The sequence below is a fragment of the Streptomyces sp. ADI95-17 genome, assembly GCF_003846175.1.
In the GTDB taxonomy this organism is placed as follows: Bacteria; Actinomycetota; Actinomycetes; order Streptomycetales; family Streptomycetaceae; genus Streptomyces; species Streptomyces sanglieri.
Genome location: NZ_ML123051.1, coordinates 33,643 through 45,766 on the forward strand (window position 1 = coordinate 33,643; position 12,124 = coordinate 45,766).

The 12,124-nt window shown below is 70.1% G+C and carries 12 protein-coding genes and 1 pseudogene; 6 read left to right on the forward strand and 7 right to left on the reverse strand.

Going from position 1 to position 12,124, the window contains the following annotated elements; all coding sequences use genetic code 11:
• Positions 1-8: 8 nt before the first annotated feature.
• Positions 9-191: a hypothetical protein gene (locus EES42_RS34790; protein WP_124722584.1), complete on the forward strand. Its 183-nt coding sequence runs from the start codon at positions 9-11 to the stop codon at positions 189-191.
• Between the two features lie 6 nt (positions 192-197).
• Here the strand turns inward: EES42_RS34790 and EES42_RS34795 are convergent, their stop codons facing one another.
• Positions 198-1,241, reverse strand: coding sequence for a hypothetical protein (locus tag EES42_RS34795; protein WP_124722265.1), 1,044 nt, complete (start codon positions 1,239-1,241; stop codon positions 198-200).
• A 362-nt stretch (positions 1,242-1,603) separates the two neighbouring features.
• Between EES42_RS34795 and EES42_RS34800 the strand changes: the two genes are divergently transcribed.
• Positions 1,604-2,506, forward strand: a complete 903-nt coding sequence (locus EES42_RS34800; protein ID WP_124722266.1) for an oxygenase MpaB family protein — start codon at positions 1,604-1,606, stop codon at positions 2,504-2,506.
• Positions 2,507-2,530: 24 nt separating this feature from the next.
• On the opposite strand, the gene EES42_RS34805 is transcribed toward EES42_RS34800, so the two are convergent.
• The 3 genes from EES42_RS34805 to tatA form a co-directional block, all read right to left on the reverse strand.
• The gene (locus EES42_RS34805) at positions 2,531-3,130 is read right to left on the reverse strand and encodes a class I SAM-dependent methyltransferase (protein ID WP_124722267.1); all 600 of its coding nucleotides are present in this window, start codon (positions 3,128-3,130) and stop codon (positions 2,531-2,533) included.
• Positions 3,131-3,297: 167 nt separating this feature from the next.
• On the reverse strand, positions 3,298-3,873 hold the full coding sequence (locus EES42_RS34810; protein ID WP_124722268.1) for a TerD family protein: 576 nt from the start codon (positions 3,871-3,873) through the stop codon (positions 3,298-3,300).
• A gap of 158 nt (positions 3,874-4,031) precedes the next feature.
• Positions 4,032-4,220 carry a Sec-independent protein translocase subunit TatA gene (gene tatA / locus EES42_RS34815; RefSeq protein ID WP_124722585.1) on the reverse strand — a complete coding sequence of 63 codons (189 nt, stop codon included), beginning with the start codon at positions 4,218-4,220 and terminating at the stop codon, positions 4,032-4,034.
• 261 nt (positions 4,221-4,481) lie between these two features.
• Here tatA and EES42_RS34820 point away from each other — a divergent pair, with 261 nt between their 5' ends.
• Positions 4,482-5,921, forward strand: coding sequence for an LCP family protein (locus EES42_RS34820; RefSeq protein WP_124722269.1), 1,440 nt, complete (start codon positions 4,482-4,484; stop codon positions 5,919-5,921).
• Positions 5,922-5,928: 7 nt separating this feature from the next.
• On the opposite strand, the gene EES42_RS34825 is transcribed toward EES42_RS34820, so the two are convergent.
• The 3 genes from EES42_RS34825 to EES42_RS34835 are packed head-to-tail and all read right to left on the reverse strand — an operon-like array spanning position 5,929 to position 9,558.
• A complete protein-coding gene (locus EES42_RS34825; protein ID WP_124722270.1) occupies positions 5,929-6,504 on the reverse strand; it encodes a GNAT family N-acetyltransferase in 576 nt (191 codons plus the stop codon).
• Positions 6,501-9,209 carry a magnesium-translocating P-type ATPase gene (gene mgtA, locus EES42_RS34830; RefSeq protein ID WP_241196790.1) on the reverse strand — a complete coding sequence of 903 codons (2,709 nt, stop codon included), beginning with the start codon at positions 9,207-9,209 and terminating at the stop codon, positions 6,501-6,503. Before mgtA ends, EES42_RS34825 begins: the two co-directional genes overlap by 4 nt.
• A complete protein-coding gene (locus EES42_RS34835) occupies positions 9,193-9,558 on the reverse strand; it encodes an ArsR/SmtB family transcription factor (RefSeq protein WP_124722271.1) in 366 nt (121 codons plus the stop codon). Before EES42_RS34835 ends, mgtA begins: the two co-directional genes overlap by 17 nt.
• Before the next feature lie 294 nt (positions 9,559-9,852).
• Between EES42_RS34835 and EES42_RS46670 the strand changes: the two are divergent.
• The 3 genes and pseudogenes from EES42_RS46670 to EES42_RS34850 all read left to right on the forward strand — a co-directional run bounded on the left by EES42_RS46670 (position 9,853) and on the right by EES42_RS34850 (position 12,059).
• A pseudogene (locus tag EES42_RS46670) lies at positions 9,853-10,321 on the forward strand (hypothetical protein).
• An 86-nt stretch (positions 10,322-10,407) separates the two neighbouring features.
• A complete protein-coding gene (locus EES42_RS34845) occupies positions 10,408-10,821 on the forward strand; it encodes a roadblock/LC7 domain-containing protein (RefSeq protein WP_124722272.1) in 414 nt (137 codons plus the stop codon).
• Positions 10,822-10,925: 104 nt separating this feature from the next.
• A complete protein-coding gene (locus EES42_RS34850; protein WP_124722273.1) occupies positions 10,926-12,059 on the forward strand; it encodes a DUF6397 family protein in 1,134 nt (377 codons plus the stop codon).
• Positions 12,060-12,124: the final 65 nt, after the last annotated feature.

The following is a 12,124-nucleotide window of genomic DNA, read 5'->3' on the forward strand; positions in this document are numbered from 1 at the left end:
CGTGGACGATGTCGAACAGCGCGAAGATCGCCATCGGGGGAGTGGTCGTAGCGGTCATCCTGATGCCGTTCATCGGTTTCTGGCTGTCGTTGCTTGTCCTGATCGGAGTTCCGGCCGTCGCGTATCTGCTGCTGGATCCGGGGCAGCGGCGCAGGCTCCGCAGGATCACCCGCAAGGAAATAGGCCGCTGACGGGACTCAGGCCGGCCGTACCGCGAGCGCGTCCAGACCCTTCAGGAGCCCCGGCAGTTCGCTTCCGCGCCCGACCGGCAGCACCTCGCCGGGCTCCTCGTCCAACAGGATGAACGCGATGTCGTCGGTGCGGGCGACCAGGGACCAGCCGGGCCCGTCGGCGCGCAGCATCCGTGCCTCGCCCGTGGCGAAGGAGGACCGGACCCGGCCGGGCGGCGGCGGGGCATCGATGTAGTCGTGCGCCTGGGCCAGTGCCCGCCGGATGCCGGGGTGCACTCCGGAAGGCGAGTCGGTGACCGGGCTCACGGCGGCATCGTCGGCCTGGTCGCCACCGGCTTCGGTCTCGATGCCGCCCTCACCCTGAACCTCTGCTTCAGGGTGAGGGTCGGGTGCATCAAGCCGGGGGTCGGGCTCGGGCACAGGTTCAGACCCAGGTCCAGCCCCGGGCGCGGATTCAGGTCCGGATCCAGACGCAGGTTCAGGTCCGGATCCGGGCGTGGCCTCGCCCCCGGTGCTGTCCGTGCCCGGCGGGTCGGCGAAGGCCGTCTCGTCGTCGATCTGCTCGCGCCACGCGGTCCACTGGTGCGCTATCTCGTCCGCGCCCATGCGCCGCTGAGCGGGTCCCCACGACTCCGTGTCGGGCGGTGTCAGCGGCGCCGGTTCGGTTCCCTCGGCCTCCGGGTCCGGCAGCGGATCGTGCGGCGCAGCCACGCCCGGAGCGGCGACCGCCACCGGGAGCGGCCAGCCGGGCAGCGCACAGACCACCGAACGGTCGTCGGGGGAGAGGTCGTAATCCATGCCGCAGTCCCAGGCCGCGATCGCGACGGCGACCAGCGACACGTCCTCGACGACGACGGTCCACCGCGCGCCACTCCCGTCCTGGCCGAGTACCAGCCCGTAACCCTCGCTGTACGGTTCGAGCGCGAGCGCCGCACAAGCGGCCGGGTAGTCGTCACCGAGGACGCTCGGGAACTGCGCCGGTGTCAGCAGCACCGCGGTCAGCACATACAGCGCGTCGTCGTCGGCGACCGTGTCGATCGGCGCAGCCACGGCACTCTCCTCGTCCGTCGTCGTTGTCCGTCGGCGCACCTTAACGAGTGAGTAACCCACTCGTCGAGGCCCTGACAAAGCCGGACGCCGGCTGCACGCGAGACCGGCCGGCAGCTGCGTGCGAGGTCGGACCGGGCTCGTCGTCCGGCCGGGAGTCCGCGCAGAGTGCGGGCCACTGACTGCGGCGATCCGCCGCGCTCGCGGACCGACGCGATGACGGTCCGGCCGGCCGGCTCGCCGGCTGTGCCGATCATGGGGGCCGCATTCCCGAAGAGCGGTGACCGCGTGACGTGCCGTTCCTGCTTGCGGTGTTGCCCGCCGAAGTAGAGTTGGGCCTTCGGCCGACACGAGGGGGAATCGCCGTGAAGCGGTACGACTGGTTGAAGGAGATTCAGCGTCTCGATCCGCACCGGGACTTCCTTCGAATCTATCGGATCATGGCAACCCACGAGTTCCCCTGGGACATCGCCCGAGCGCTCGAACTGGCCCTGTACCGAACCTATGCCGTACCCAGCATCGGCCGACTCCTCGCGCAGACAGCCGAACTGACGGACCGTTCGCAGAAACGCTACGACGACACTGCGCTGCTCCTGGACACCGTCCTGGAGCACGGTTTCGACAGCGACCCGGGGCGTACGGCACTGCGCCGGATCAACCAGATGCACCGCAGCTACGACATCAGCAACGACGAGATGCGCTATGTGCTGTGCACCTTCGTCGTCACCCCGAAGCGCTGGCTCGACTCCTTCGGCTGGCGCCGGCTCTCCGACCACGAACTGCGGGCGTGCGCCGCCTACTACCGGGTCCTGGGTGCGCACATGGGCATCAAGGAACTCCCGCAGACGTACGAGGACTTCGAACGCGTCCTCGACACCTATGAGGCCGAGCACTTCGGCTGGGACGAAGGGGGACGCCGCGTCGCCGACGCCACCCTGGACCTGATGAGCTCCTGGTACCCGCGCCCGCTGGCCCCCGCCGCGCGGAAGGTCGCCCTCACGCTGCTCGACGACCCCCTGCTGCGGTCGTTCCGGTACGAACGCCCGAGTGCTGCGGCCCGCAACCTCACGCACGGCGCGCTGAAGCTGAGGGCGCGCGCGGTGCGGCTCCTGCCGCCGCGCTCCACCCCGCACTACGCCCGGCAGAACCCGGAGATCAAGGGCTACCCGGACGGCTACGAGGTATCCGGGCTGGGGACGTTCCCCGTCCCGGGCGCCGGAGGCTGTCCGATCCCGCACAACCTGCGCTCCGGAACACCGGTGGAGTGAGCCCGGCGACACAGGGCGGGGGCGTCAGGACGCCCGTACGGCGAGGGCGAGGAAGCGGTCGTCCTCATCGGTGTACGCGTCGAGCCGCCAGCCCGAACGTGCCAGCATCGGCCGGAGACTGGGCTCGGCCCGCAGATCGTCGTCCGTGATCCGGCGGCCGTGACGTGCCGCGAGGGCCGCCCGCCCGATGGGATGGAAGAGTGCCAGTCGTCCGCCCGGTCGCACCACCCGTGCCAGCTCCGCCAGGTCCGGGCCCGGACGCGACAGGTGGGAGATCAGCCCCGCCGCGAACACCGCGTCCAACGATGCCGACCTCAGCGGCAGCCGGGCGACATCGGCGAGCAACAGCGCCCCGTCCCGGTCCCGCCCGGCCCGTACCGCCGCCTCCAGCATCGCCACGGTCAGGTCCACGCCGATGACCGCGCCCTGCGGCCCGACCGCCGCCCGCAGGGCGGGAAGCGCCCGCCCCGTGCCGCAGCCGGCGTCGAGCACCGCGTCCCCAGGGCTCAGTGAGAGGGAGTCGGCAGCTGCCGCGTAGGCGGGCCCGTCGTCCGGGAAACGGGTGTCCCAGTCCGCCGCGCGCGCCGTGAAGAACTCCTGGACGTGTGTGTGGTCATCGGTCATACGGACATGGTCGCGTAGTTGCAGACAGGGCGAGACGGAGCGAAGCGGATCGAGACGTCGGGAAATGAGGTGAGCGTTCGAGTGCCGCGGCCCGCACGGGCCCCCGCTTCCCGCTCCCGCGGAGGGGAAGGAGGGCCCGTGCCCGTGATTCGCGGGGTCCGTCCCGGTCAGACGTTGACGCCGTAGTCGGACGCGATTCCCGCCAGGCCGGAGGCGTATCCCTGCCCGACCGCACGGAACTTCCACTCCGAGCCGTGCCGGTACAGCTCGCCGAAGACCATGGCGGTCTCCGTCGACGCGTCCTCGCTGAGGTCGTAACGGGCCAGCTCGACGCCGTTCGCCCGGTTCACCACGCGGATGAACGCGTTGCGGACCTGGCCGAAGCTCTGCCCACGGCTCTGCGCGTCATGAATCGAGACCGGAAAGACGATCTTGGCCACATCCGGCGGTACGGTCGACAGCTCCACATTGATGGACTCGTCGTCGCCCTCGCCCTCACCGGTCAGGTTGTCGCCGGTGTGCTGGACCGAACCGTCCGGGCTCGTGAGGTTGTTGTAGAAGACGAAGTGCAGATCGGAGAGGACCTTCCCCGCGTCCGAGCACAGCAGTGCGCTCGCGTCGAGGTCGTGGTCCGCGCCCGTCGTCGTCCGTACGTCCCAGCCCAGGCCGACCGTCACTGCGGTCAGGCCGGGTGCCTCCTTCGACAAGGAGACGTTGCCGCCCTTGGCCAGGGTCACACCCATGAACTTCCTCCATTGATCCAGTGGTCCAGCGATTCGGTGAACGGCGCTGCTTTCGCCGTCACCCGGTCAACGACGGCGTCGTGACCATGGTTCCCTTGCTTGCGCAAGCCTTGAAGTGAACGTCCGTGAGACGTGCCGTACGTTGGTGGGCCGGTGCCCTACGCGGGTGGGTCGATATGGGGCGCCTGCGCATCGGTCTCCTTCATGGCCTTCGCCTCACTCTTCAGGATCCGCATGGATTTGCCCAGGGCTCGGGCCGTGTCCGGCAGCTTCTTCGAGCCGAACAGCACGATCACCACGATCGCCAGGATCAACAGGTGCCAGGGTTCGAGGCCGTTGCGCAACATGTGCGTCCCGCCCTTCCTTTCGGTGTTTTGGCCGGAGTTTCCGTTCGGCATTCGCGGACAGTGCTTCAAGCTGGCTGTAGGCAGGTCCGATGATCGGTTCGAGCATCAATACTTGCTACATTGCGCAACTGTACAACCATGAGGCGGCGGAGCACGTCTTCCCTCATGGGAACCGGACGGACGGGGTGGCCGATGACGGGAAGTCGCAAAGCGGGAGCGGGAGCGGGCAGGGGAAGGGCCGGACGCCTGCGCCGGACAGTCATGTTCGGGCTGTCGTTCCTCGTGCTGCTGGTCGCCGGAGTCGGCTGGGGCTACCTCAAACTCGGTGGCAGCATCGACACCTTCAGCGCGGACGGTATCTCCGACAACCGGCCGCCCGGCTCCTCGCAGGGGCAGAACGTCCTGGTCATCGGATCGGACTCGCGGTCGGGCGACAACAGCAGGCTCGGCGGCGGCACGGGCGCGGTGGGACGCTCCGACACCGCGTTCCTCCTCCATGTCTACGGCGATCACAAGCACTCGGTCGCCGTGTCCATTCCGCGTGACGCGCTGGTCGACATCCCGGCCTGCAAGGGGCCCGACGGCAAGTGGACCGCCCCGCAGCACGGCGTCATGTTCAACGGGGCGTTCTCGGTGGGGGAGACGGCCGAGGGGAACCCGGCCTGCACCCAGAACACCGTCGAACACCTCACCGGCCTGCGCGTCGACCACACGGTCGTCATCGACTTCGCCGGATTCTCGTCACTGACCTCGGCCGTCGGCGGCGTCCCGGTGTGCCTGCCTCAGGACATCTACCAGCGCGACCTCAGCCCGAAGCGGACCACCCGAGGGGCCAAGATCTTCACGAAGGGCCCCCAGACCGTCTCCGGTCAGCAGGCGCTCGACTACGTCCGACTGCGGCACGGCATCGGCGACGGCTCGGACATAGGGCGTATCAAGCGGCAGCAGGCCTTCGTCGCCTCCCTCATCAAGAAGGTCAAGTCCCAGGGGCTGAACCCCACCACGCTGCTGCCCCTGGCCAACGCGGCAACCGACGCGATGACCGTCGACCCCGGACTCGGATCGGCCGACCGGCTGCTGTCGTTCGCCATGTCGATGAAGAAGATCGACCTGCACAACACCAAGTTCGTGACCGTCCCCTGGCGCTACGAGGGGGCACGCGTCGCCATTGTCGAACCGGACGCCGACGCGCTCTGGGCCGCGCTGAAGGCCGACCGTACGGTCGACGGCAAGGATGCCAGCGCCAAGGGATCGGGCAAGTCCTCGGACCAGGGCGACGGGAAGGACGGCCGCCAGGCGTCCCCCACGGCGGACGCCCCGGTCTCCGGCAAGGGAATCAGCGTCGCCGTCTACAACGGAACCACGGTCAGGGGGCTCGCAGCCCAGGCGGCCGGACTCCTGCGCTCCCGGGACTTCACCGTCACCAGCACGGCCACGGCGAGCAGCCAGGACCGGACCTCGACCGTCATCGAATACGGGCCGGGCCTGAAGGACCAGGCGGCAACCACCGCACGGCTCTTCGCGGGCGCACGGACGTCGGAGTCCGGCACCGCCGGAATCCAGGTGATCCTGGGCAGCGACTACGCGCAGAACCCCACAGCCTCCGCCGGGGCGCCGACCCCCTCAACCGTCCCTTCCGCCGTCGCCGACGACGCCCGGTCGGCCGACGACGACCCCTGCGCCGACCTCACGTACGGCTGACCGGCCATCAGCAGCGGGACGACGGCGCCCGGCGCGGCGTCCCGGCCGTCCGGAGCTGCAACACCGGGTGACGGGGAGCCGCGAAACCGTACGACTCGTACAACGCGGCCCCGTCCTCGGTGGCGTTCAGATTGACCACTGTGACCCCGGCCTCCTCGCGGAACCAGCCGAGCAGGGCTTCGAGGCAGACCCGGGCGTGCCCCAGGCGGCGCCGCCGGGGATCGGTACTGACATTGGAGACGTGCCCCTGCAGACCGCTGAGGTTCGCCGGGCCGGGGGCGTGCGCGTCACACGTCCCGACCGCGCTGGAGACGACGCCGAGCACGGGATCGTCGACCAGGAACGCGGCGAACTCACCGGGCCGGCGCAGCCGCTCGGCGAACCACTGCGCGGAGGCCGCCCGCCACGGCGCGTCGGGGCCGCCCGTCTCCACACCCATCCCGTCCAGCATCAGCCCGCGCAGACGGACCAATGCGGGCACGTCGTCGAGCGTGGCACGACGGGCACGCACAACCGGCCCGTCACCGGGATCGGTGCCGGCCTCGCCGTGTGCCTCCGGGTGGTCGATGGGTGACGGGGTCATGACCGGCTCCACTTCCGCTCGTAGCGGGTCCGGGCCGCCCGCAGGCCGTATGCGTACAGGGCCAGCACCGTCGCCAGCAACAGGTAATAGAGCGGCGGCAGCGCGCTCATGCCCAGCAGCCCACCGAGCGGGGTGAGCGGCAGCAGCAGACCGACCACGGCGAGACCGCACGCGGCCACCCGCAGCGGCCCGCCGCCACGACCGACGGCGACTCGTCCGCCCGTACGGAGCAGCAGCATCACCAGGGCCTGGGTCAGCAGATTCTCGGTGAACCACCCGGAGTGGAAGGCGTCCTGCCCGCCCGACGTCGCGGAACCGTGCAGAGCGACGGCCAGCACGGCGAACGTCGCCAGGTCGGCGGTGGCGTTCAGCAGACCGAAGCCCGTGATGAAGTGGAGGAAGTCGCGCGGACGCAGCACCGTGGGCCACCGCAGCACCTCGGACGCGGGCCGGTCGAAGGCGAAGGCGAGCTGCGCCACGTCGAAGCACAGGTTCTGCACCAGGACCTGCGTCGGAAGCATCGGCAGGAACGGCAGCATCAGCCCCGCGGCGAGCATCGCGATGACGTTGCCGAGGTTCGACGAGAGCGTGATGCGCAGATACGTGGCGATGTTCCCGCTGGAGTGCCGGCCCGCGGTGATCGCGTGATCGATGGCCGCTAGGTCCTTCTCGGCAAGGACCACGTCCGCGGTCTCCCTCGCCACATCGACCGCGTTGCGCGGACAGATGCCGACGTCCGCCGCGTGCATCGCGGGCAGATCGTTGACCCCATCGCCGAGGAACCCGGTGGTCCGCCCGGCCGTGCGCAGCGCGGACACGATCCGTGCCTTGTGCTCCGGTGTGCAGCGGGCGAAGACCGTGACCCGGTCGGCGGCCTTTGCCAGCGCCTCGTCCGGCAGCGCGTCGATCCGGTCCGCGGACATGACCTCGCCCGGGTCGAGGCCGAGATCCCGGCAGGTACGGGCGACGGTGCCGGGATCGTCGCCGGTGAGGACCTTGACGGCGATGCCCCGGTCCTTCAGCGCGTCGAGGGCGTCCGCCGCGCTCGGTGTGAGCGCGTCCCGGAGAGTGACGAAGCCGAGAAAGGTCAGCCCCCTCTCGTCGGCCGTGGTGTACGGGCGCGGCCTGGCCGGGCGCTCGGCGCGGGCCACGGCGAGCATCCGCAGACCGTTGGCGGTCTCGCGGGCGGCGAGTTCGCGCAGCCGGGTCCGTTCGGCCTCGTCCAGTGCGCACCGTTCGAGCACCGCCTCGACGGCGCCCTTGGTCACGAGCGTGTGCACACCGAGCTTCCCGGGGCGGCGGACCACCGCGGTGGCGAGGCGGCGCACCGGATCGAACGGCAGCGCGGCGACGCCGTCGTACGCGGACAACGGTTCCTCCCGCTCCTCGGCCGCGTCCAGCACCGCCTCGTCGAGTGCGTCGGGGGCGGGCAGATCGGCCAGTTGCAGTGTCCACAGCGCGTTGACCGCGGCCCAGTGGAGTGCCTCGGGACCGGGCAGGCCCGACGCGTTCAGCGAGCTCTCCAGGACCGGCCGGTCCTGGGTCAGGGTTCCGGTCTTGTCCACGCACAGCACATCGATCGCACCGAGGTCGTGCAGCGCGGGCAGCCGCTTGACGATCACCCCGTGGTTCCCGGCGAGCAGCGAAGCGCCCCTGGCCAGCGCCGTCGTCACGATCACCGGCAGCATTTCCGGAGTCAGCCCGACAGCGACCGCGACGGCGAACGGCAGCGTCTCCAGGCCCCGGCCACGCAGTGCCGCGTTGGCCATCAGCACCAGGGGCGGGGTGAGCAGCATGAAGCGGATCAGCGTCCAGGAGATGCCGTGCACCGAACGGTCGAAGGCACTGGTACCGCGGCGGCGCGCCGAACCGTCGTACGCGGCCGCGAACCTGGTCTCCGCACCTGTCGCCGTCACCACCGCCGTACCACTGCCGGACGCCACACTGCTGCCCTGGAAACACAGCTCCGGCCGGGCGAACGGCCCTTCCTCGGCGCCGCTTCCGCCGCCTGCGGCGCGGAGCCCCGGCGGAGTGTCCACGGGGTGCTTCGCGACCGGCACCGATTCGCCGGTGAGCGCCGACTGATGAACGGTGAGGCCACTGGCACGCAACAGCCGCACATCGGCGGGTACGAGATCACCCGGACCGAGCCGGATCACATCACCCGGCACCAGCTCCCCGACGGGCAGTTCACGGGCGTGCGGCGCGGCATCCGGACCCGTACGGCGCAGTACGGTCGCGGTGGTCGCCACCAGCTCCCGCAGCGCGGCCGTGGACCGGTCGGCCCGGTGCTCCTCCGCGGAACGCAGCAGGCAGCTGACCACCACGAGCACGAGCGTCACGCACGCCGTGCCCCACGAGGCCACCGCCGCCGAGACCAGGCCCAGACACAGGAGGACCGAGGTGAACGGATCGCGCAGACTGCGCAGGAAACGGCGAGGCCAGGAGACCGGACGCCAGGCCGGCAGCGTGTTCTCGCCGTACCGCGCCAGCCGGTCACCGGCCTGTTCCTCCAGCAGCCCCCTCGGTCCGCTGTCCAGCGAGCGCAGCACCTGGAGGGAGGTCGGTGCGGCAGCCGTGGTGTCGTGGGCGGCGCCCTGCCGGGCTGTCGCGGCCGCCATCGGCACGACGACGGCGGACGGGTCGTCGGGGTCGTAGGTGCTGCCGGGACCTGCGGCGGCACTGCTCTCAGGCACCGAGCCCACGGAGGCGTGAGGACTGTGCGGGCGCGTGTCCGGCACGCTCCGTGAGCTGGCCGACCATCAGCCGGACGACGGTCACCACATCGGGATCGTCGACCAGGTACACCTGGCGGCGGCCCTCGCGCCGGGACCGTACGAGCCCCGCCAGTTTGAGCTTCGTCAGGTGCTGGCTCACCGAAGGGAGGGTGCCGCCCACCCGGTCCGCGAGTCCGGTCACATCGCTCTCACCCTGGGACAGGGCCCATACGATGTGCAGCCGCGCGGGCGTCGCCAGCAGGCCGAAGGCCGCTGCGGCCTCCGCCAGTACCTCCGCGGGCGGATCCTCGAAACCGCCGTCGGCAGCTCTCGACACTCTTGCTCTCCCTGTCCGCGTGGCTCGATTCCTCGCACCCGAAGTCTTCAGTGTAGGCGCCGGAAAGAGACCGCCCCTTGCGAGGACGAGCGGATTGCGGACCGATCCGGGCGGCGAATGAGATGGACCTGTCACATCTCCAGGAATTCGGACTCGTCCCACGGCACGGATCCCTCTTTGCCGTTCTGTCGGCCTGCACAGGGCGGGGAGCCGCTGTGCGATTGCGGAGGGTTTCGGCACTCGATGCCGAGGTTCACGGCATCCGAGTCCGATGGTCATTTGCACCCAGCACTGATGATCACCGAGCACACTGACAACACATACGGGGAGGCGGTGGAGAGTGACGCTCTCGTGCTGAAGACATGGTCGCCGGAGGCTCCGGTGTCGGAAAGACCACGCTGGTCGGAGCCGTCAGCGAGACCAGGCCACCGCGTACGGAGGAATTTCCGTCGTCCTCGCCGACACCCGTCGGCTTGAAGATCTTTTCCCGGCCGGCCAATACTTCGAACGCCGCCGTATCCCCTTCGTAGTCGCCGGCGCTCGCACACACGGCGAACGCGAGGTGTCCCGCGCGCTCGATCCAGATCTCGGCACCCCCGTCGTCCTGTGCGATGCGCGCGACCGGGACTCCGGCTGGGAAGTTCTGTTCCGCATGGTCGAGTACGCCGGCCGGATGCACACCGCCAGGCCCTTGGAGTCGGTGAGCCGACCCTGCCGGATGCTCCTCCATCGCCCGATATGGGGCCGGGACCAAGCCACATGACGAAGGAGTGCTTGCCCCCGAGTGACCAGTGCGCAAGGCTTACGGCAACGGGGCACGGGGAACGTATGAGCGGGGAGGAGCGGGGAATGGCGCTGGACAGGGGACTCGACTGGCTCCTTGACGACCTGACGAGCAGGGTCGAATACATACGGCACGCACTGGTGCTGTCGAACGACGGACTGGTGACCGGCGCGAGTACGGGGCTGGCCCGCGAGGACGCCGAGCATCTCGCCGCGGTCTCGTCCGGACTGCACAGCCTGGCCCGTGGATCGGGCCGCCACTTCCGGGCCGGGAAGGCCCGGCAGACCATGGTGGAGTTCGACGAGGCACTCCTCTTCGTGACGGCGGCGGGGGACGGCAGCTGTCTGTGCGTGCTGAGCGAGGCCGAGGCCGACGTCGGCCAGGTCGCCTACGAGATGACACTGCTGGTCAACAGGGTCGGTGAACATCTGGGTGTCGCCGCGCGGCAGTCGGCGGACGAAGGGGCCGACCGCCTCTGATCCGGTGATCCGGCTGCGGGAGTTATCCACAGGCCGGGCGGATGGACTCTCTTCCGGATTACGGTACTCACAGAGAGTGACCGAGCCTCACGGGGGAGAGCATCATGGCTGTTGCTGAAGACGTGTGCACGGAGACCACCGGTGCCACGGCGTTGGGCGTGCCCGCCGCAAGCGCGATGGCGGTGGGTACGGCGGCGCAGGAAGTCGGCTTGAAACGCGGCGAGTTCGCGATCGCCGTGCATCTGGGGCTGATCCGCCTGATGGTGCCGCGGGACGGTGGGCGGCCGATGGTCGGCCGCGACGAGATCGAGCGGCTCCGGTCGCAGGACGGGTTCCCGGAGACGCTGAGGGAGCGGGTGCGCACGGTCGGGACGGCAGAGGGCGCCCGGCGGCTCGGGATCAGCCCGGACCGCTTCACCAGGTTCGCCCGCGCGGGATGCCTTACGCCCATCACCTTCTACCTCAACCGGTACCGGGCGATCGTCTGGCTCTATCTCGCCGACGAACTCACCGGGTTCGCCGCCCGGGAACCGCAGCTTCTGACCGGCAGGAGTCCGGGCTGGCTGCGCGACCGGCTGGAGGGCGGTGCCGACTGCCGGGCGGGCAACTGGCGTTCACGCCGGGTCGAACGGCTGCTGAGCCTCACGGAGGATCCGTGGGCCCGAGTGGCCGTGCTCGCGGACACGCTGGACCCGGTGCAGTTGGCAGAGGTGGTCGATGATCCGTACGAACGCGCGTACGTCGCCAGGCTCCGACCTGAGCCTGCCTTCGGGCCGACCGGTCCGGTATGGGCGCGGGAGACCATGGCGCACCTGATGAGAGCCGATGAACCGGACGAGCTCTTGTGGCGGCGGGTGAACCTGATCATGGAGCTGGACAACGCCAGGGAGGTGCGGCCGGCACCGCGACCGGGCGGCGATCGGCGTGCTATCCCGTCTCCGGGAAGCGAGCGTGCGCCCGCCCCGGACCCTCGCGCCGATGCCGATGCCGATGCCGATGCCAGGTCCCAGTCCAAGTCCCGGTCCCGCTCCAGGTCCGGTCCGGAGTCCGACCTCGTCCCCGGGGTCCCCTCTTCTGTCCCACCGAGTCCATGCCCGGGGCCCGGACCCGTCCATGCGCCGACAGGCGCAGCGGAACCCGTGGTTGGCCTGCTTGCCCGGATCGGTCTGCGCAGGCGCACAAGCAGGGAGACGAACCGTCGGCAATCCCCGCCGAGGCGTGCGACGTTCGGTGAGTGATGGGGAGGATGCCCCTCAACGCGCAACCCTGTGGGCAGCCGCCGGACGGAGGAAAAGGGCTCGCG